This is a genomic window from Chryseobacterium sp. JJR-5R (assembly GCF_034047335.1).
In the GTDB taxonomy this organism is placed as follows: Bacteria; Bacteroidota; Bacteroidia; order Flavobacteriales; family Weeksellaceae; genus Chryseobacterium.
This window is the reverse complement of the sequence record NZ_CP139137.1, coordinates 4,098,364-4,120,323: the sequence shown is the minus strand read 5'-3', so window position 1 is coordinate 4,120,323 and position 21,960 is coordinate 4,098,364. Positions and strand designations below refer to the sequence as shown.

16 protein-coding genes are annotated in these 21,960 nt (G+C 34.5%); 13 read left to right on the top strand and 3 right to left on the bottom strand.

Annotation, left to right across the window (positions count from 1 at the left end):
* Window positions 1-133 precede the first annotated feature (133 nt).
* The 5 genes from SD427_RS18195 to SD427_RS18175 all read left to right on the top strand — a co-directional run bounded on the left by SD427_RS18195 (window position 134) and on the right by SD427_RS18175 (window position 6,984).
* Window positions 134-1,003, top strand: a complete 870-nt coding sequence (locus tag SD427_RS18195; protein ID WP_320559199.1) for a DUF6602 domain-containing protein — start codon at window positions 134-136, stop codon at window positions 1,001-1,003.
* A gap of 298 nt (window positions 1,004-1,301) precedes the next feature.
* Complete coding sequence (locus SD427_RS18190) at window positions 1,302-1,568, top strand: recombinase family protein (RefSeq protein WP_320559198.1); 267 nt, start codon at window positions 1,302-1,304, stop codon at window positions 1,566-1,568.
* A gap of 351 nt (window positions 1,569-1,919) precedes the next feature.
* Window positions 1,920-3,017: a ComEC/Rec2 family competence protein gene (locus SD427_RS18185; protein ID WP_320559197.1), complete on the top strand. Its 1,098-nt coding sequence runs from the start codon at window positions 1,920-1,922 to the stop codon at window positions 3,015-3,017.
* A complete protein-coding gene (locus SD427_RS18180) occupies window positions 3,010-4,455 on the top strand; it encodes a hypothetical protein (RefSeq protein WP_320559196.1) in 1,446 nt (481 codons plus the stop codon). The genes SD427_RS18185 and SD427_RS18180 overlap by 8 nt, the downstream gene beginning before the upstream one ends.
* Window positions 4,456-6,984 carry an AAA-like domain-containing protein gene (locus SD427_RS18175; protein WP_320559195.1) on the top strand — a complete coding sequence of 843 codons (2,529 nt, stop codon included), beginning with the start codon at window positions 4,456-4,458 and terminating at the stop codon, window positions 6,982-6,984.
* Window positions 6,985-7,504: 520 nt separating this feature from the next.
* Here SD427_RS18175 and SD427_RS18170 read toward each other — a convergent pair.
* A complete protein-coding gene (locus tag SD427_RS18170; RefSeq protein ID WP_320559194.1) occupies window positions 7,505-8,944 on the bottom strand; it encodes a T9SS type A sorting domain-containing protein in 1,440 nt (479 codons plus the stop codon).
* Window positions 8,945-10,084: 1,140 nt separating this feature from the next.
* Here SD427_RS18170 and SD427_RS18165 point away from each other — a divergent pair.
* From SD427_RS18165 to SD427_RS18135, 8 genes are all read left to right on the top strand, one after another.
* On the top strand, window positions 10,085-10,951 hold the full coding sequence (locus tag SD427_RS18165; RefSeq protein WP_320559193.1) for a T9SS type A sorting domain-containing protein: 867 nt from the start codon (window positions 10,085-10,087) through the stop codon (window positions 10,949-10,951).
* An 868-nt stretch (window positions 10,952-11,819) separates the two neighbouring features.
* A complete protein-coding gene (locus tag SD427_RS18160; RefSeq protein ID WP_320559192.1) occupies window positions 11,820-16,754 on the top strand; it encodes a fibronectin type III domain-containing protein in 4,935 nt (1,644 codons plus the stop codon).
* A 416-nt stretch (window positions 16,755-17,170) separates the two neighbouring features.
* Window positions 17,171-17,383, top strand: a complete 213-nt coding sequence (locus SD427_RS19125; RefSeq protein ID WP_414017698.1) for a DUF3800 domain-containing protein — start codon at window positions 17,171-17,173, stop codon at window positions 17,381-17,383.
* On the top strand, window positions 17,314-17,778 hold the full coding sequence (locus SD427_RS18155) for a DUF3800 domain-containing protein (protein ID WP_320561062.1): 465 nt from the start codon (window positions 17,314-17,316) through the stop codon (window positions 17,776-17,778). Before SD427_RS19125 ends, SD427_RS18155 begins: the two co-directional genes overlap by 70 nt.
* A 290-nt stretch (window positions 17,779-18,068) precedes the next feature.
* The gene (locus SD427_RS18150) at window positions 18,069-18,311 is read left to right on the top strand and encodes a hypothetical protein (RefSeq protein WP_320559191.1); all 243 of its coding nucleotides are present in this window, start codon (window positions 18,069-18,071) and stop codon (window positions 18,309-18,311) included.
* Between the two features lie 125 nt (window positions 18,312-18,436).
* The gene (locus SD427_RS18145; protein WP_320559190.1) at window positions 18,437-18,661 is read left to right on the top strand and encodes a hypothetical protein; all 225 of its coding nucleotides are present in this window, start codon (window positions 18,437-18,439) and stop codon (window positions 18,659-18,661) included.
* 144 nt (window positions 18,662-18,805) lie between these two features.
* Window positions 18,806-19,762 (top strand): DUF6624 domain-containing protein, encoded by a 957-nt coding sequence (locus tag SD427_RS18140; RefSeq protein WP_320559189.1) that lies wholly within the window; start codon window positions 18,806-18,808, stop codon window positions 19,760-19,762.
* 235 nt (window positions 19,763-19,997) lie between these two features.
* On the top strand, window positions 19,998-20,378 hold the full coding sequence (locus tag SD427_RS18135; protein ID WP_320559188.1) for a group III truncated hemoglobin: 381 nt from the start codon (window positions 19,998-20,000) through the stop codon (window positions 20,376-20,378).
* A gap of 30 nt (window positions 20,379-20,408) precedes the next feature.
* On the opposite strand, the gene SD427_RS18130 is transcribed toward SD427_RS18135, so the two are convergent.
* Window positions 20,409-21,479 carry an ionic transporter y4hA gene (locus SD427_RS18130; RefSeq protein ID WP_320561061.1) on the bottom strand — a complete coding sequence of 357 codons (1,071 nt, stop codon included), beginning with the start codon at window positions 21,477-21,479 and terminating at the stop codon, window positions 20,409-20,411.
* A gap of 118 nt (window positions 21,480-21,597) precedes the next feature.
* Window positions 21,598-21,936, bottom strand: coding sequence for a DUF6122 family protein (locus SD427_RS18125; RefSeq protein ID WP_320559187.1), 339 nt, complete (start codon window positions 21,934-21,936; stop codon window positions 21,598-21,600).
* Between the last annotated feature and the right edge of the window lie 24 nt (window positions 21,937-21,960).

Below are 21,960 nucleotides of genomic sequence, written 5' to 3'. Positions count from 1 at the left end.
ATTGAAGTTTCCATACATTAATCTTTTATCTTTAAAAAAATAGATATAGCTTCGATATCCAGAACTTGGTTATTCTGGAAGTTCTAGGAAATATTTGATCAATTTATAAGTATATTTGAGTAAACAATATACTATGAAAAAATTCAGTTTTAAAGACGCTATTGAAGATATAATCAATGAGATAAATTTAGCAAAATTAAAGGCAGAATCTATTCATAAATCATCTAATATAAGATCTTCTGGAGATGAAATTGAAGATTTGATACGTTCAAAAATAAGTCTATTTTTACCTGAAAGATATTTAGTAAAACAAGGACAAATTATTGATGATGAAGGAAATGTCAGTAATCAGTTTGATATAATTATTTTTGACAGATTAAGCACTCCAAAATTTTTCGAAAGTAGAAACGGTACGGTATATTATCCAATAGAATCTGTTTTGGCAATAGGTGAAATTAAAAAAACTTTAGCTCCTAAACATACAAAAGAATTTGCTAAAAGTATTTACCATTTTAAACATGTAATGAATCGTAAATTAAAGGAGAATACTTTTCATGGACTTTCTGCCATAAATGCAGATATCAGAGATGTGTTAGCCTTTAATATAGATCAGAAGTATAAAAACCCATTATATTCATTCATATTTGCTATAGATGGTATCTTGGACAAAACTCAAATTGGAGAACCTATAGATATATTTACAAATGACATTATAATTCTTAATAATGGTTGCAGATTTCATGGAAGTATTATCGAAGGTAGATTTAAGCCTTTGGTATCAGATGATGCTATGAAAATCGAAAATATATTAAATTACAAAGGAAGTCCATCAGAAAATTTATCGGTTTTTCTAGAATTTTTAATAAGACATTTAAACCGATGCAAAGTCGAGCCCTTTTCTATTTCAAATTATATTTCTAAAGATGTTTTAATCTTTGATAAAGATAAAATAGAAGTAAAGGATATTTCTGGTTTAAGAACATTAGATGAGATAAAAAAATAACTCCGTAATATGTTAATCAATTCTCTAATGATGTGCTTGACTTGAATAAAATACTATTAAAATAATTTACATATTCAAAACCAAAGTGGTTTAAAACCACTTTTAAAATCTTACCGGATAGGTGATATGCTAGGATCCGATTAGTGGCTGAAAAGAAAAGGATTTACCAGATTTGGTGGGGAAATTTTTGGAAAATACTGTTGAAAGCAAAATTCCCTGCAGTGAATAAATCTGCATTTTCTAATACTTTTTTCTGTCTATTATTTTTAAGAATTGTATTATTAAGTCTCACAAAACGATGATTGAACAGTTTCGTGAAGGTGATGAACTTTATGTTTGGCGGTTAGACCGATTAGGTAGAAGCTTAAAGAATATTATTGACCTTGTGTTAAGTTTAAGTGATAGAGGTATCATCATTAAAGGTATAACTGATGGAGTAGATACTTCTACGATGAACGGCCGTCTCTTTTTAAACTTGATGGCATCTTTATCTGAATATGAGCGTGAACTGATCAGGGGAGAACAAATGCCTGTTTGCAATCTGCTAGGGCAAGAGGTAGATTAAGGGGGAGACCAAAGGGCTATACTAAGGAAACAATTTCTAAACTGTTAGTTCTACGTAATATATATAAGGATGTAACGAAGCGTCCGGAGGAAATTTATAAACCGTTTGGATTGACCAGGGCAATATTTTATAGGGATGCTAAAATTCTGGGTAATCATACGGATGAAGAAATAAGAAAAATGGGAATTAAAAGTACCTAATGAAGCTATATAGTTCAAATGTATTATTGATAAATACCAGACATTGATTTAACTTAGAACCAATTGTAAAGTAAATTATAATACTCTCTTGGATAAATAAATTTAAATTCCTAATTTTCGAATATAATATAACCATGTTAATTATTTTTAAGTGAAGCATCCTTTAGACAAAAATCTCAGAACGCAGATATTAGTGTTACCTGCCAAACATGGAGATTCTATGATTATAAAAACATTCGATAATCTGGCGAATAAATTTAACATTGTTATTGATGGCGGTCCCCCTGGAACTTTTGAAGAAATTCTTAAGAAAGAACTTAAATCTATTAAGCTAATCAATATTATTATCCTTACCCATATTGATTCCGACCATATTGGAGGTCTTATTAAATTTGTAAAACATGCTTCTTTTAATCCAGAGCAAGTAGAAAGATATTGGTTCAATTCAAAAAATATAAAATTTATTACTATAGGAGAAAACATAAATAGTGGTCAAGCTAGAACATTTGAAGAGTTGCTTATTGACAAAGGAAATATTAAAGAAAAATGGACAGAAAATATTTTTGTAGGAAGTGAACCAAAAATGCCCGATGGCATTACTATAGAAATTGTTTCACCTTCACAGAATATCCTAGATAAACTTTTTAAGAAATGGCCAGATCTTAGTGATAAGTATAATAAAAAATTGGAAGATATCGCAATTTCCAGTACAAAATTGTCACAGATCGAACGTGGAACCTTGGAGAAGCTTGCGCTAGCAGATGACACACCCAATAAAAGTATCTGCCAGGATATTTTTAATAGTTCATCAATAGGCTTTATTCTCAGGACTTTTGATACATCTGTTCTTTTTCTAGGCGATGCACACCCTTACTTTTTAGAAAAAACTTTAGCTTCTAAGGGTTATTCAAAAGATAACAAACTAATCGTAGATTTTGTGAAAATTTCGCATCATGGTAGTAAAAATAATACAACTAATAAATTATTGGATATGATAGATTGTGATAAATTCGTAATTTCTACAAATGGGGGAAATTCATTCCATACTCATCCAGATAGAGAAACAATCGCACGGATAATTCATCATCCTGAAAGAGTTAAGTCTAAATATAACAAAAAACGTACAATATACCTGAACTATCCGATCGCAATAATAGAATTGAAAGCAGGAAAATTCATCCATAATACTGATATGGAGTATGGTAACTGGAAAGTCATTGAAAATACACGCGTTCTAGAAAATGAATGAAGATGTAATAAATAGACTATGTGTGCGAATTACACTTCATATAGATGAAAAAAATGTAAACCATGGTACGGGAACTTTGGTGAAGGGAAAAGATTGCTTTTACGTAATTACGGCACATCACTGTATATATGGAGATAAAAATGCTTACCCAAATATTCAGCTTAGTCAAATAATTCTACAGCAACAAATGGCATTCAATGCAGCTTTCGAAAATCTTGAAGTATTAGAGATAACAGGGTCAAGTTTTCCAGATGATTGGGCTGTTATTAAAGTGGGATTTGTGGATAAGGATGGACAATTTCCACGTTTAACTACAACTTTTAATTTCAAGCGTAATGATGAAATTCTTTTTACGGGTTTTCAATATTTAAACAAAAACGAATCCAGATCATTTAAAAGTACAGTTCAAAATGGAATAGCTGGCAGTGAATTCCGTATAACATTAGCCGAAAGAGATACTTTCAAAGCAGGTAGTGATGATGCAAAAGGACTTTCCGGGAGTGGGGCATTTCTGATCAATGGTAGTGAATACTTATTGATAGGTATACTTAAAAATGTGAAGGGCGACGAGGCATTAAACGATGATATCAAATGCTGTTGCATGAAAGATATTGTTCCTTTAATCGGTCTTGAAATCTATGAAGAACTGAAAAAGATTGAAATATCTAAAAATATAGATCCAAGAGTAATTTTATTTAATAATTATACTTTGAAATGTGATCTATTTTATTACCAGAGAGAAATTGATAAAAACTTCATGAATTCTTTAAAAGTAAATAATATATGGTTATCAGGAAATTCAGGAAAAGGAAAGACTGCACTTATTAATAGAAATCTTAGTATTAACGAAAAGGAATATTGCTTTTGTGATATGAGCCCAATTAATATTGAGAGCTCCGCAGAAATTTTAGAGGAAATTCTTATTAAAATTGAGGATAAATTTGGAACTTTCAGATCTGATCATACTAATAAGATTAAGCAAATTTCACATTTATTATCCTTATCTAATAAAAAAGAAGTAATTATTGTCATTGATGAACTATTTATTGATGACGAAAACATTTTGAAAGATATTGCAAATAATCTTAACAGTTTAGTAATTTATTATTCAAATTCCAACCCAGAAGGTAACTTGAAATTTATCGTTTCTACATTATTTAATCCCCAAAAACTTTTTAAAAATAGCAAAAAAGCATCGGATTATTTTCAGTATTTAAATTGTGACGATTGGAAATTAGATATAGAAAATTTATTTGACATTTTAAATAATTCTTTGAATTTGAATATTTCGGATAAGCAGAAAATGGCCATATTGGAGCATGGTGAAAATTCTCCACGAATTTTAAAAGCTATTTTCAGGAAAATCATTTCTTTTTCTGAAATTAATGAAGTTAATATTGAAAAAGCAATACAATTAACAAAAAATGAATTTGTATAAATGGAAAGAGTACTTAAAAAATATACGACAATCCCAGAACATTTATATATTGAAAGAAATGCAGATATACAGTTACAAAGAATAATTGAAGATATGCAACGCCCTGGCTATGTACTTGTAGCTAGACAGATGGGTAAAACAAATCTCTTATTTAATGCTAAAAGAAAATTAGAAAATAATGAAAGATTACTAGCCTATGTAGATTTATCTAATCCTTTTGAAAACGAAAGAGAGTGTTATAGAAATATTATTAATAATATAGTTGAACCAAATATTGATATTTTTGAGAGCATTGAAGACAATATTATTGCTATTCGAAATAAGAATATTCCTGCTCATAGTGAATATTCAAGATGTCTTATCCAAATCCTCAATCATATAGAAGGAGATTTAGTTATAATTCTTGATGAAATAGATGCATTAAAAAGTGTAGAATATTCTGATAATATTTTCGCGCAAATTAGGAGTAATTATTTTTCAAGAACAAATTTTCCTGTTTTTGAAAGATTGACTTATGTGCTGTCAGGCGTTATAGAACCTACAGAACTTATTAAAGATAAGAATAAATCTCCATTTAATATTGGTGAAAAAATCTACCTTGATGACTTTTCAAAAACTGAACATAATTCATTTATTAAAAAAAGTAAATTAAAAATAGACTCTAAAATATCAGACTATATTTATGATTGGACTAGTGGCAATCCCAGAATGACATTTGATTTATGCGCTGATATTGAAACTTTTATTATTGAAAACAATTATATAAATGAATCTATAGTAGATAACATAATCAATAAAAAATACCTTACGAATTACGATATTGCACCGATAGATCATATTAGAGAACTTGTTAAAGCAAATAAAGAATTAAGAGATAGTGTTATACAGATAATTAATTGTGATAATGATATTAATGATTTTTTAAAATCTAAATTATATTTATATGGAATCATTAGTTCTAATTTTAATGCAGAAATTAGAATTAAAAATAAAATAATTGAAGAAACTCTTAATTTGACTTGGATAAAATCAGTTGAGAAATCTTCAAAAAATCTTTATAATTATGGATTGCAAAATATTGATGACAAGAATTGGTCTGAAGCAATATCAAATTTGACAGAATACTTAGAAAACAATGATATTGGGCCAAAAGAACATGAAATAGGAAACTACAATTTAGGTTTTGCTTATTATTCTCAACGTAATTTTGAACAGGCTTTAAAATATTTTAGTAAAGAATATAAAATTGTAAAGACACTTACAAAAAATGCTCCCTCATTCAAGGGAATGAGTTTAATCTCAATTGGCCAAATTGAGGAAGGTAAGAAAATTCTTGAGGAAGTTATAGAACAAAAAGGAAATGACTTCCCATATAGAAATTCATTACTAAATCTTGCAAATTTAGTAATGGATGAAGATTCAGGAAAGGCTTTAGCACTTTTTAATGAGTTATATGATAGTACATTTGAAGCAAGGGATAATGCCAATGAAATAGATTTGAATCATATTAGAGTTTTATGCTTATTTTATATAGCAGAAATTAAAATTAAGAAGGAAAATAACGAAGAGGCATTGCAAAGCATTGATAATGCGCTGGAAATATGTGATGCAAATGACGCCCCATTTTTAATTTATTATAAAATTCGAATATTATTACAACCTGAAGATGAGTTATATGAAAGGCTTGTTAGGGCAATAGTAGATAATAAAGTTTTATTTATAAATGAAGAACTAAACCCCCTTAATTTCAATTATTTAGTATTATATTATTATTTAAATGAATTATTTGGAAAAAATGACAATAAGTTTTTTTTAGAATTACTTGAATATTCAGAAAAAGTATTATTAACAAGTATAGATAGAGATGAATTAATCTATACAATAAGTACTATTTCTGAAGATAAGCATAGTGAAATACTAAACTACTTACTCAAATCAGGTATAGTCTTAAGCGAAAGAATTCTCTATAATGTTTACAAAGATCTTTCATTTGATAATTTGGAAAATCATCAAATATTTTTCAACTATTTTGATAAATATTTCTCTTTAGTCGACTATCGAAATATTGACCCTAGAGATCTATATTTATTTGCCTATTGTATAAAAAAATTAAATGATAATAATGATTTTAAAAAGGCAGTAGATTATGCTAAACAAATGCAAGAAATTTTAGATACTATTACTGATGATTCTTTAAATTATGCATCAATCGTTATATATTTTTGGATTTCTAATGTATATTTTGCTCTTAATAAAAGGACTCAAACTTTATTATATGTTGAAAAAACTTTGCATTTCATAACGCTTCTTAAAGATCAAAAATCATCAATGCTTGATGAAAAGGCAATAGAAGCAATCAAATTACAAGCCGCCACATTAAAAACATATTTTCCAAGTGATGCTATTATTAAAAAAAAATACGGACGGAATGAGAAAATTAAAGTTAAATATAGGAATGGCATTGTCGTAGAGAAAAAATATAAGTACTTAGAGTTTGACATTAATTCTCATAAATGCTTTATAATATAGTAATATAATCTTCTTCACTTTGCAATGTGATAAAATGCATACTGAAAACCTAGATTAGCTTATAACATTAAAAAAATAACTAATATCGATTAAGACAAATTAGAGCAGAAATTTAAACCCTTATTTTTAGAATAACAGAGAAATTTTACAAGCAAACAAATTAACGAAGCTAATAGCTCAAATTATTCAATTCATATTTCCGTATGTACTTCAAAAATTATTTAAGAACTATAATCTTCCCTAAAAACCAAGAAATTTAAACAAGAAATTTTATTTAGAATCTCAAAAAACGATATTTACAATGTGCACTGCGGATTATCTCTGGCAGGTCGTAAGTATACAAGATCTGTCGCACGTTTGGTATACTATCATTTTGTTGAAGAGTTTGATATCGGGGATCGTTCATTTGTGATTTCATATAAGGATGAAAACAAATAAAGTACTTTTAGCTTTAATAGTGTTATAATAAAAAAAGGTTCACAATTAAGCAAACCTTTTTAATGATATTATTTCTATCAACCTATTCTACAATAATTTTTTTTGTAGCTTTTCCTTTGTTGGTAATAATTTCAAAATAATAATTTCCTTTTGATAAATCCTGAACGGAAATTTTGGATGCTGTACTGCTTTTTATTAACTGACCTAAAGTAGTGTAGACATTAACCCTTTCTAAAACCAGATTTTTTTGTAATATAATATTTACAAAATCAGTTGCTGGATTTGGAGAAACAGTAAAATTTTGTAAGATATAGTCATCAGTTTTTAAAATGCCTTGCAAACTAAAAATACGTACATGTCCCGAATTTGTTACACTATTATTATCAGCATATCTGGCTCCTATTGCTACAGCAGATCCATCGCTAGAAAGCGAAACACTATAACCACTGTAATCAATAATAGCTGAACCGTTGATATCACTAGCTGTTTGAATCCAATTACCGGAAATATTTTTAAATATCTTGCACTGTCCACGAGCACTATCATATAGATATCCTCCTATGGCGACCATAGAGCCATCATTTGAAAGAGAAACACTTTTTCCGCTTCCACTCCCGGGAGCACCATCTATAGTAGCTCCTATCTGAGTCCAGATATTGGCAATATTTTTGTAAATACTTACCTGCCCTTTATAATTGTTACTTGCAGTAGTATCTGAGCCACCTATGGCGACTACCATACCATCTCCTGAAAGAGAAACGCTTTCTCCAAAATTATCACCTCCAACTTCTGCATTAATAACTGAACCTATCTGGGTCCAGACATTAGAATTATTTTTGTAGATACGAACTGAACCAGGTCCATCATTATATGCTCCTACAGCAACGACAGTTCCATCATCCGAAAGAGAAACACTCCAGCCACTAAAACCGTAATTGGTTAAGCCATCAATATCAGCCCCAATCTGTGTCCATATGTTACCAACATTTCTAAAGACACGTACATGACCTCTGTCTCCAGAATTGACCGCATTCGCATCATTTCCGGGAGCTCCGATTGCTATAACATTTCCATCACTCGAAAGTGATACACTTAGACCATTCCAGTCATCGCCGGCTTCTCCACTGATATTGCCTCCAATTTGAGTCCAGACATTGGAAACATTTTTATAAATACTTACTGTACCCGGAGGACCACCACCATATGGCGTACCTACAGCAAGCACGGTTCCGTCGTCCGACAAGCTAACACTATAGCCAGTCTGGCCATTGGCTTGCAATCCAACAATATCACTACCTATTTGGTTCCATGTTCCGGCACTATTCTGGAAGACTCGTGCACGCCCTTTTCCAGAATTGTTTTTTGGTGCTCCTATCGCTACAATATTTCCATTTCCTGAAAGAGCGACACTATATCCACTTTCCTCATTGGCAGCTATTCCATTAATGGTGTTACCAATTTGTGTTTGTGAAAATGCAATCGTAGAACTGAAAAGAAGTGTTAAAAAATAGTTTTTTTTCATAGTTAAACGGGTTATTAAGGCGGCAAATATATAATATAATTACTGTATTAAGATGAATTTTAACTATAAATTTATATAGTAAAAACAGTTTGAAGTTTATTTTTACAATAACAAAATTATATATATCCTACCATGCATAATGGAAAACTATCAAGCTGATATTGCATCATTGTATTAAATAAATGAAATATATATGCTGTTTATTCTTCTTATAATTATTTTGTGGAGTGCTTATGATGTGACAACTCTTATATTACATAATCTTACAAGTTGCAAATTAGTCAGTTTTGAAAAAATCATATTGTAAACATTATGTTTCATCAAAATGATGTTCATTTTGTGTATCGCTATATTAGGACTAGACAAGTAAATAAAATAATTCAAATTGAAAATATAAAATACATTTCGAAGATACTATATAAAACAAGTCCAAAGTATTCTGCTTTATTTTTAAAAATATGTAAATGTCTTATAAAGCATGTGTCAGCTAAAAAAGAATTATGCAAACTAGAATGTGTCTCTAAAAATTAATAGTCTCACAAAACGATAACAACAATACATTAATGAAATATTTGGCTTTAATAATAGGAATACTGGGTTTATGTTTAAAATAATATTCAATCGTAAAAGGCTTTATATGGATGATGATTCTTCATATCAAAAGGCACTGGTATTGGAACCAGGATATTTTCTGTTTTTTGTATTATAGCAAGAATATTGGGAATTGGCAAGAATATCATCGCTTTTCTCACTAATGATAATCCCCTATATTCTGCCAAGATATCCTATAAATTACCAGCAATTATAACTTCAATAGGGCTCAAAATATTTTTAATAAAATGACGGAGGTTATGTCAAGCATTTGATTGTCAATTCCTGCATATGATAAGGATGATTTTAAATTAATCTGCAAAGTTCTAAATTTTCAGGAGAAATGTTGCCAAAGATTATGTTCAGCATCGGTTTGGCAAAGTTTGGCAGTAGGAGATAATTAAATTTGCTCAAATATCAACATTTGTAGTATATTTGGGCTGACGTTTTCAAATCTCTCCCTTTGACTCGGCTAAGGCTAATAGCAGAAAATTGTAAGACGATTATCCTAAAAATAAAGAAGTATTAAATTAATTAAATATTTTATAAATGAAGAAAAATTTATTCATTTCGTTAGTCATTTTACCAGTTTTTGGTTTTTCACAAGTTGTAATAAATCAAGTTGATGATTTTGAAGATTATACACCAAGAAATTGGACCAAATCATCATCTACACTTCCAAACCAAAATATTACAACTGGAGGACCTTTGGGATTAAATGATAATTTTTTAAGAATTCAATCCCCAGCTAGCGGACAACTTGTTACATTTAATAAAGCACAATGGCAGGGAGACTATTATAAAAATGACACTTCAAGTAGAATTAAATTTATTTCTATGGATGTCAGAAATTCAGGTACAAATATTATTTTTTTAAGATTAGCTTTTACAAATGATAACTGGACTGGTACTGATCCTATATTTTGTTCAACTAATGCTATTGCTGTGATCCCAGGTGAAGGTTGGAAGAAAATTAACTTTCCTATTACAGAAAATGCAATGACTAATATTAGTACTCAGCAAGGTTACTCAAGCGTTTTTAATGGTGTTACTGAAGTAAGAATTCTGCATAATGATTCACCTGCTTGGGATTCAGATCCAATTGAAGCGACATTAGATATTGATAATATTATGGCAAGAAGTACAGCTTTATTAGGAACTGATAATTTGGAAGTAAAAAAGAAAATAAAATTGTATCCTAATCCTTCAAATGAAAGTATTATATTTAACAACAATAAAAATTTAAACGAAAATTTTAAATATAATATTTTTGATTTTACTGGTAGACAAGTGCTTAGTGGAAATTCAAAATTTAATGAACAAATAAACATAAAGAATTTGACAAAAGGTAATTATTTTATACAAATAGAAACAAAAAACGGAGAAATATTTAATGAAAAGTTGTTTAAAAATTAAATCTTTTGCTAAGTGAGTCGCCTGAAATAGGTTGACATAAAATTAAAATCGGAGAAACTCTTTTCTTCGGTTTTTTTATGTACTTAAGTCGAAGTTTGCACATTAGACTTAAATAAGGCCCTTTATTTTATAAATATTTTCATTTATTTTGCTTAAGCAATCATGTGTTAAAAGTGCAATTTTGATTTAAGTATAATTTTAAAGACTAAAAATTAAACACGAATCTCAAAAAACGATCTAAGTAATATTAATTTATCAAATGAAATAAACAGAATATATATTCTATTTATTCTGTTTTCGGTTGTTTTATATTCTTTTTATAAGGCTGGCTTTCATAGTAGATAGATTTTATTCAGAAGAGTTATCAGGCTGGCAAATTCTTTAAAAATATCATTTGTAAGTATTAGGTTTCATCAAAACGACCTTTATTTCAGGGACATAATTCCTTTGCAAGAGCAAAGGAGAAAAATGATCAATTACTATCTTAACGTATATTCTAAAATTCAATTATTAAAATTTTTTTGATAAGCCCAGTCATATCATACTTTTCAGTCGGTCAATATAAGAAGTAAGGGAAATAGAGTAAAACCGACAAGACCCCAATGTATTATTAAATATGTATCTTTGAAACCTTAAACATGATCCTGAATATAAAGGGGATTAAAACAAAACAACCACTCAATTTTAATAACCGAACCATGAATGCCTTATTGCATCTGCTGTATTTACTCTGAATACCCTTTTTCCGGAATTTCTTCGGATAGCCTTAATTTATATTTTCAAAACAATTTACGATGGAGCCGTCAACCATTTAAACGGAGCGGAAACCGAAAAGCTTTATGAGTAGGAAAAACCCTATCAAATTTATATGAAGAGACTTATCTTATCGAAGGCGACTGAAAAGCTATGCTTTTTACTCCTTTTCCTGATGTCATTCTCTGCCTTTGCGCAGGCATATAGTTACACGACGTACAATACGTCGAATTCCGGCATCGGCAGTAACTATATCGCTGACATCAAAACCGATGCAAACGGACTGCTGTGGATCGCTACCTTTAACGGGATTTCCACTTTCAACGGGACAAGCTTTACGAATTACAACACTTCCAATTCCGGGATTGCCTCCAATGCGACCCTGAAGATTCAGATCGATGGCCTGGGAAGGAAATGGATCGCTTCCCAATCCAACGGGATCATCATGTATAATGGGAGCACCTGGACAAACTACACCACGGCCAATTCCGGCCTTCCGAACAACCAGATCATCGATATCGCAGTAGACGGGCAGAATAACCTCTGGGTGGTAACATCTTCAGGGCTTACCCGATTCAACGGCAGTACCTGGAATACCTACAGTTCGGTATCCAACCTGAATTCGGTAGCCACAGACGGCGGCAGCGGGGTGTGGGTAACCAATGGCGGCGTGCTGTACAAATTTGACGGTTCGGTATTTAATTTCGTAGTCCAGGGCACAGAGAGAATCCTGAAGATCGCCGGTGATTTCATTTATCTGAAAGGCTCCGACAGCCTGATAAGGATAACCGTTGCCGGAACCAACCCTACTTTTTATTACCAGAGCACTTCCTGCCTGGCCAGCTACAATCCGAATGCACTGGATATCGACAGCAACAATAAAATATGGATCGGGTTCAACGGTGCGGGATTACAGAACTTCACGAACTGCACCACTTACACCAACGCCAATTCCGGTCTGCCGGATAACAGCTTCAGCGTAGTAAAGACCCAGAGCTCCGGCAATATCTGGCTGGGCACACTGCAGCTTGGGCTGGTAAAAATGTTACCGCAGCAGGTAACGTCCGGCTGCTGGCAGACCTTGAGTGCAGGCAGTAACCATTCCATGGGAATTAAAACCGATGGCACTTTATGGGCTTGGGGAAATAACAGTAATGGACAATTAGGTGACGGTACTACACAATCAAGAACAGTGCCTGTCCGGATTGGGAATGCCAGCAACTGGCTGAAAGTGACTGCAGGAGATTACTATACGCTGGCCATCAAAACTGACGGAACGCTATGGGCCTGGGGAAAGAATAATTATGGCCAGCTGGGTAACGGAACTACAACGGATGCCAATGCTCCGGTCCAGATCGGCACGGCAACCAACTGGAGTACCGTAAGTGCCGGAACTACCGAAACGGCAGCCATCAGGACGGACGGAACGTTATGGACCTGGGGAAGCAATAATTATGGGCAGCTGGGTGATGGTACTGCTGTGAGTAAAACCATACCTACACAGATCGGCACGGCAACCAACTGGCAAAACACCAGTGTTGGAAATATGTATGTATTGGCTGTTAAGACAAACGGGACTTTATGGGCATGGGGATATAATGGAAGCGGACAACTGGGAACCGGATCACAGGCTAATCAATCCATCCCGGTACAGGTTGGAACAGCTTCCAACTGGAAAAGCGTTGACGCCGGAAATACTCATTCTACCGCTATCAAGACCGACGGTACTTTATGGTCTTGGGGAAGTAATGGTATCGGACAGTTAGGAGACGGTACCGTAACAAATAAAAATACCCCGGTACAAATAGGAACTGCAAATAACTGGCTTACCGTATCTGCAGGAATAAATTATACCATTTCGGCTAAAACAGACGGGACACTCTGGTCCTGGGGAGCGAATAATAATGGCCAGCTGGCAAACGGTACAAGCGCAAGTAGTACAAGTTATTCACCGGTACAGGTAAGCTCCGCTTCAGGAATCATAATGATGACTGCAGGATCTAACCATATTCTGGTGAAAAATTTCGATGGTTTTCTGAAAGTAAGCGGCGGTAATGCCTCGGGACAGCTGGGCGATGGCACAACAGTTCAAAAAAATACACTTACTTCTATTTTCTGTCCTTCTGACTGTCCTTCTCCGGTACAGTTCTCGACGGCTAATATTACTTCTTCCACAGCTACCCTTAACTGGGCAGCACCATCGTCAGTTCCTTCTGCAGGATATACGTATCTGTACAGCACAAATCCTTATGTAGGAGGCATCAGCGGAAGTACAACTTCTACATCAGCAGGTGTAAGCAACCTGCTGCCGAATACTACTTATTATTGGTGGGTAGCCTCCAACTGTGGATCCAGCCAGGGAAACTGGATATCTGGTGGCTCTTTCACCACATCTCCTGCTGCCTCATCCGGCTGCTGGCAAAGCGTAAGCGCTGGTGCATTCCATACATTGGCTGTCAAAACAGACGGAACACTTTGGGGATGGGGCCTAAATAATAACGGGCAGTTAGGAGACGGTACAAATACCAGCAAGACCAGCCCGGTACAAATTGGGAATGCTAATAACTGGCTGAAGATAGCTACAGGATATGTTCACTCTGTTGCCATAAAGGCAGATGGAACCTTATGGACTTGGGGAAGCAATGTAAACGGACAGTTGGGAGATGGGACTACAACGTTAAAAAATACTCCGGTACAGATAGGCACGGCAACGGACTGGGCAAATATTGTATGTGGGGATAATTATACGGTAGCCATAAAATCAAACGGTACCTTATGGGCCTGGGGACTTAATGGCAGTGGACAACTGGGTGATGGCACAACCGTAAACAAATTGATCCCTGTACAGATCGGTACCGGAACCGACTGGCAGGTTATCTCAGCCGGTGTACAGCATACACTTGCTATAAAAACCAATGGCACACTATGGGGCTGGGGTACGAATAATTACTCAGAATTAGGTATAAGCACTTCAACATCACAGGTGACAAGTCCTATGCAGGTGAGCACCGCTGCCAACTGGAAAAGTATCAGTGCCGGGTTTCATCACTCTGTAGGTCTGAAAACAGATGGTACATTATGGTCATGGGGTGATAACCTTTACGGACAGTTAGGTGATGGGACTACTGTTAGCAAGTCTAATGCAACACAGATAGGAAATGCTACCAACTGGCAAAGCATTGCCACGGATTATTTTTATTCTTCGGGAGCCATAAAGACAGATGGAACACTCTGGAGATGGGGGTCAAATGATGTCGGGCAGCTTGGTGACGGAACGACAGTCAACAGACTTGTACCGACACAGATCTCATCATCTGTGGATAGGAAGACTGTTTCCTTAAATATGAATGGAGCATTTGTCATCAGCAACAATGGAATTTTATCAGGCTGTGGAAGTAACAGTTCCGGACAGATTGGAGACGGAACATATAATCAGAGAAATATTTTTACACCTGTTGCCTGTATTCCAAGCTCCATCTGTGTAGTTCCTACTCAATTATCCACTTCCAACATTACCACCACTACCGCTACCCTGAACTGGGCGCCGGTGGCAGGATTCAACGGAAACTATAATTATTTCTACAGCACGAGCCCGAACCAGCCGGGATCTGCAGGTTCTGCTTCATCGGCATCGGCCACTCTCAGCAACCTGCAGCCTAATACCACGTATTACTGGTGGGTAAGCTCCAATTGCGGAAGTCAGCCTGCAGGACCGGTAGCTTCGTTTACCACCCTTCCGGATGCCACGGGCTGCTGGCAGAAAATCAATGCCGGATATATTCACTCTTTAGGAATAAAGACTGACGGAACGCTATGGGCCTGGGGAAATAACGACAACGGCCAGTTGGGTGACGGAACCAATATCAAGAGAAATGCACCTGTGCAGATAGGAATGGCAAACAACTGGAAAACCGTAGCCGCAGGCCAAAGTTCTTCTTTCGCACTGAAAACAGACGGGACGCTGTGGGCCTGGGGCAGTGGCCAGTTAGGAAATAATAACACAACCAGTATAAATGCGCCTGTACAAATAGGAACTGCCAATGATTGGATGAGTATTACTACAGGAGATGTTTATACATTTGCCATAAAATCCAACGGTACCCTTTGGGGCTGGGGAGCCAATGGAGTAGGAGAACTGGGAGACGGAACCGGAGTGGGCAAGTCTGTTCCTACACAGATAGGAACTGCTACGAACTGGAAAAGCATTGCAGCAGGTGCCGGTCACTCTTTAGCCGTGAAAACAGACGGTACACTCTGGTCCTGGGGATGGAATATTAACGGGCAGATAGGCGATGGTACAAACACTAACCGATTGTCACCCGTACAGATCGGAACAGGTACCAACTGGACAGATGTGGCTGCAGGCAACTCTCACTCTGCCGCAAGAACGTCTGACGGAATATTGTACGCTTGGGGAAGTAACATCGCCGGCCAACTGGGTGATGGGACCAATACCAGCAGGCTGACCCCTGTTCTTGTAAACGATGGAGTGAAGAGCATTGATGCAGGAGGTAACTATACGATTGGTATAACCATGAACGGAAATGTATTTGCTTCCGGATATAATAATTCCGGTGAGCTGGGTAACGGTACCACGACCACCAGGAATACATTTTTCATAGGAAATGCTACTGATAATTCTATTGTATCTGCAGGAGCAAACCATACCCTGTCCATCAGCAATAGCGGTATTTTGAAAGTAACCGGGCAGAACAGCAGTGGTCAGCTAGGTGATGGTTCGGTAGTCAACAGATCCTCATTTACTCCTCTTGCCTGTCCTGCAAGCCAATTGGCTGTAGATGAAACATCCGTTTCACAGACAAGCCTGAAAGTTTTCCCGAATCCGGTACAGGATGACCTGAACATCGTGTCCGATGAGAAAATTCTTTCGGTAACGGTATACAGTGCAGCCGGACAACTGGTATTGACCCAACCGGTGAACGAGACCAAAACGGTTATCCATATGTCTTCTGCAGTATCCGGAATGTATCTGGTGAAAATCAAACTCGCCGGCAATACGGAGAAAACAGTGAAAGTGATCAAGCGGTAAGTATAGCATTGCGGATCAGGGAAGGGATCGTTAATTTCCGGACTCGCACTGCAGGCTTTAGCATTCGTATTGTATAAGGGATTGTCTTTTCAGGCAATCCCTTTTTATTGTCTTTCAAGAAAATAATAATTAAAAATAAATTCTTTCAGGGAATAATCCCATTGGCCCAACTCTGGGAAAAAATAGTACCTATAAACCGAATATACATTTCATTTATTCGGTTTAATTAATCATTAGATAAATTTCATTTATACAAATCTATATTTCTGACTTTTAATTACCATTAAGAATGATTTCTATATTCAATGATTATTAAATAACACATAATGATGCAAATCTTATATCAATTGTTTTAAAAACAAACGATTCTTCACCATATACTAATATTCATTAATTTTATTGCTACATAACATATTATGAAACAAGTAATAGCTTTCGCCGATGAGTTTGGGAATAATTCTTTTAAATTTTCAACAGAAAGTACGCATTTTATTATTGCAAGTATTATAGTGAATTATGAAGATCTGGATGCTTTCTATACTGAGGTAGAAAAGATCCGATCAAAATATTTCCAAAAGGTGAAATTAAATCATCTAAAATTAAAGACAATCATAAAAGGAGACTTTTAATTTTAAAGGAAATAGTTAAACTTAAATTCAATATTTATTCCGTTGTTGTCGATAAATCCCAGCTTTATGGTGAAGGATTCAGATATAAAAAGTCGTTTTATAAATATCTGAACGGAATACTTTATAAAGAACTGTATAAAACTTTTCCTAAGTTGGAATTAAAGGTGGATGAATATGGAGGTAATGATTTTATGCTGGAATTCAAAGAGTATGTGCGTCAAAACCATATTCGGACGTTATTTGAAAGTTCTGAATTTTTTGTAAATGAAAGTGACCAGGAATTGGGTATACAAGTCGCAGATCTTATAGCCGGAACATTAGGATATATTTTTGATGGTCATAAGAAAAGTTCCTATTCAGAAGAATTTCTGGAAATTATCTCAGATAGAATATAAGTATTAATCACTTTCCTAAGGTCTATAAGCTTAATGAATATTTTGAAGTAAATAATACCGATGTTTTCTACGATCAGGCTATAACTGAACTTAGCCTAAGGAGTATTTTTGATTATTTAGATAAGACATCGTCAGAAAGCCAGCAAAAGCAGGATTTCATTAATTTTCTAAAAATCCTGGTAAGATATCATGAATCCAATCATTATAAAAATTATACAACTTCCCAGGAATTTATTGAGCATCTGAATGTAAATAGAGAGTCTAAACTCAGCAAAGAACATTTCGTCAATATGGTTGGTGGACTGCGTGATATGGGGATTTTAATTGGAAGCAGCAGGGAAGGTTATAAGATTCCTACTAATCATTATGAGATTAAAAAATATGTGCAGCATGGCAACTCTATCGTAATACCTCTTTTGAGAAGAATCAGCGTATGCAGAGATGCAATTTTATTGTCTACTAATAATTCACTTGATATTTTAGAAGATCCGGAATTTGAAGTGTTAAAGGGAATTATTGACAAAGCTAATTAAGGCTGTTGCATTTATGAGTTGCAACTAACTTGGTTATGGTTTATTTTGTCATATTAAATAAATGCATAATATTGTCTATGGATTTTTCATAATTATGCATTAATATAAATCTCAAAAATGATATTATGGATGAAAATGAAGAATTACAACAAATTATAAAAAATATCATCGAAGCTACTACAAAGGGTGTTTTTGAATTTATTAATAAGGAAAATATAATTGTAGATAAGTTTTTTAAAAATGAAATTCCCAATGCTATGTTAGAAGTTGCTGGGACAAAACAAGTTTCTGAATATATAAATGAAGAACTTGCAAAAGTTGGAATTATTTATAAGAAAATTAAAGATTAAAATCTCAAAAAACGATCAAAAGATATATTATAGATTTTTAGTAAAATATTGTAATATCAAGTTATAGTATATATCTTAGAAAAAAGAATCTATTCAATTTTTAAATAAAAAAATAAAATCTAAAAACCATAAAATCCAAGAAAAATGAAAAACAGTTTTTATACTTTGTTATTATTATTTTTATTCACAAGCCTTCATGCTCAGGAATATTCAAAATTAATAAGTGAAGCCGATAGATTATATGAAACAAAAGATTATAAAATGTCTACTGATTTATATACTAAAGCTTTTAAAATTGAAAGCAAAAATCCAAATGACCTATATAATGGTGCGTGCGCTTCATCTTTAGCAGGAAATACAGAAAAAGCTTTTAAATGGCTGAATTTATCGATAGATAATGGGTGGATGAATCTAAAGCATTTAAGTTCCGATACCGATTTAGAAAATTTACATTCAAAAAAAGAATGGGAGATGACAGTAGGAAAATTAGAAAAAAAGCTGAAGTTAATGGAAGCAAATTATGACAAACCGTTGCAGGCTGAATTATTGGCAATATATGACGAAGACCAGAAATATCGAATTCAAATGAATGAAACTCAAAAAAAATTCGGTCTGGAATCTAAAGAAATGCAGGATCTTTGGAAAATAACAGATCAGAAAGATTCAATCAACTTATTAAAAGTAAAAAAAATATTAGATGAAAAAGGGTGGGTAGGTAAAGATAAAGTAGGCGCACAGGCCAATAGTGCATTATTTCTAGTCATTCAACATGCAGATCTGGAAACGCAGAAAAAATATTTGCCCATGATGAGAGAAGCTGTAACAAAAGGAAATGCTAGTCCAGCTTCTTTAGCTTTGTTAATCGACAGAATCGAAATCCAGGAAGGTAGAAAACAAATATACGGAAGTCAAATCGGAACCAATCCAATCAATAAAACGCCATATGTTTTACCTTTAATTGATCCTGGTAACGTAGATAAAAGGAGAGCAGAAGTTGGCTTAGATCCAATCTCTGACTATATTAAAAATTGGAATTTAGTTTGGGATGTTGAAAAGTATAAAAGTGAATTACCAGAATTAGAAAAATTAAATAAGAAGTAAAAAGGTCTGTTAATAGCAATATACAAAACTTTGTAGGACAATCCAATTCTCAAAAAACGATTGTTTTTTCTGCCATCATTGATATCTTTCAATAAAATTATAGAATAGTGATACCTATCAATCAATTCCCTTAAAACACCCTTACTTAATTTGTCGGCATCTTGATTTAAATATGCCTTTACCTGAAAGACTTCTAAAACATCGTCTTCAATTAATTTTACAGTACATTTGAGTTATGAAAAAGTTGGAATCACGTGAAGATATTGAGCATCTTATCAATTCATTTTATGCTAAAGTGGTTAAGGATGAAGTAATTGGGTTTTTCTTTACTGATGTTGCCAAAGTCGATTGGGATAAGCACCTTCCGAAAATGTATGCCTTCTGGGAGTCCGTGCTCTTCGGGCAGATGACCTATAAAGGAAACCCGATGGGTGCCCATTTTCCCATCAATGAGCTGCAGGCGATGGAGCAGAAGCACTTCGACCGCTGGCTGCACCTTTGGACTACTACCATTGAAGAACACTTTAAAGGGGAAAATGCAGATACAGCCATTTACAAAGCTGAAAATATTGCCAGGCTGATGGCATTTAAAATGGATCTGGCGCGAAGGCTGTAGTCCAGCTATGCTTTTATTTAAATCAGTGCTCTAGGGAACAATAACCGTAAAAATATAAGCAGCCAGGTTAACCAGCAGTACCGTTCCGTAAAGGATATTGGTCTTTCCGCGGCTAAGCGAAAGCATCACAATAAATACCGAGAGCGAGAGAAGGATAATGTCCTTTTTATCCAGACCCAAAACCAGCGGGATATCGTACATAATACAGACTATAGAAACGGCAGGAATGGTCAGTCCGATACTTGCCAGGGCAGAGCCTAACGCCAAGTTTAAACTTGACTGGATCTGATTACTCCGTGCCGCCCTGATGGCAGCCAGGCCTTCAGGAAGCAGGACCACCGCTGCGATAATTACGCCAACCAAAGATTTCGGAGCTCCGAAGCCCTGCACCATATCTTCAATAGTGGAAGAAAGCCCTTTTGAAATCATGACAACAATCGCCAGACAGATCACCAGGAAAACAAAACTTATCGTGGTCTTTTTCAGGGAAGGGACATACAGCTCTTCAGGGTGTTCATCGGGAACAATAAAATAATTCCGGTGTCTGATGGTCTGCACCATAAGGAAAATCCCATAGATGACAAGACAGGCGATAGAAACAAAAATAAGCTGTGCTTTATTATAAAAAGGCCCGTTGACGCTTGATGTAAAATTCGGGAGCACCAGCGTTAAAATCAGGATTGAAACAATGCTTACCAGATAAGTCGTGGCAGAAGTCCTTGCAAAAAACTGTTCATAATATTTTACACCTCCCACTAAAATACAGATCCCTAAGATCCCGTTCAGGATAAGCATTACTGCGGCAAACACGGTATCCCTCGCCAGGGTTATAGCCTGTTCCCCGCCGGCTACCATGAGGGAAATAATCAGGGCTACTTCCAGAATCGTAATACATAAAGCCAAGATAATAGTTCCGAAAGGTTCCCCCACTTTATGAGCTACCACTTCTGCATGATGAACAGCTGAAATAACGCTTCCGGTTAAAAGAATGCCGGCAATTACATCAAAAATAACCCCTGTTCCCATCAGTCCGGAAAAATAATATCCCACTGCCAGAACAGGAAAAATGAACGTATAATGTAAAAAGTCATTTATTCTCATAGCGTCTACAAAATACAAAAAATCTATGACGTTTAGAATATCAAAAGAAAATATTAATAATCTATTGAGTAATAAAAATTTTAAAATGTAATTACCTTGGATCTGTTTCCTGATCCGGTTAATGGTTCCAGAGATAAAAATCCTGAAGGTCCGTCAACATATGAAACAGCAACCCGATACCGATGATCCTGATATTTCCTTTAAAAAAAAGCATCAAAAAATACACCGCAATGGCATAATAAGAATGTAAAAAATGGAATCCCACACTTGCCCGGTCCGGATCGAAAACAGGGTCTGCAAATAAATGGTCCAGATCTACCAGCATGGTTACCAGCAGGATCAGGTATGCTTTTTTCCAGTTGTCACGGTAAAAAACCAACGCAATAAAAATCGGGAAAACAAAATGTAAAAAATAATGGGTGAAGGTTTTCAGCAATCCGGTATCTAAAAATTCCATTGATAAATCGGTATTAAATGATAT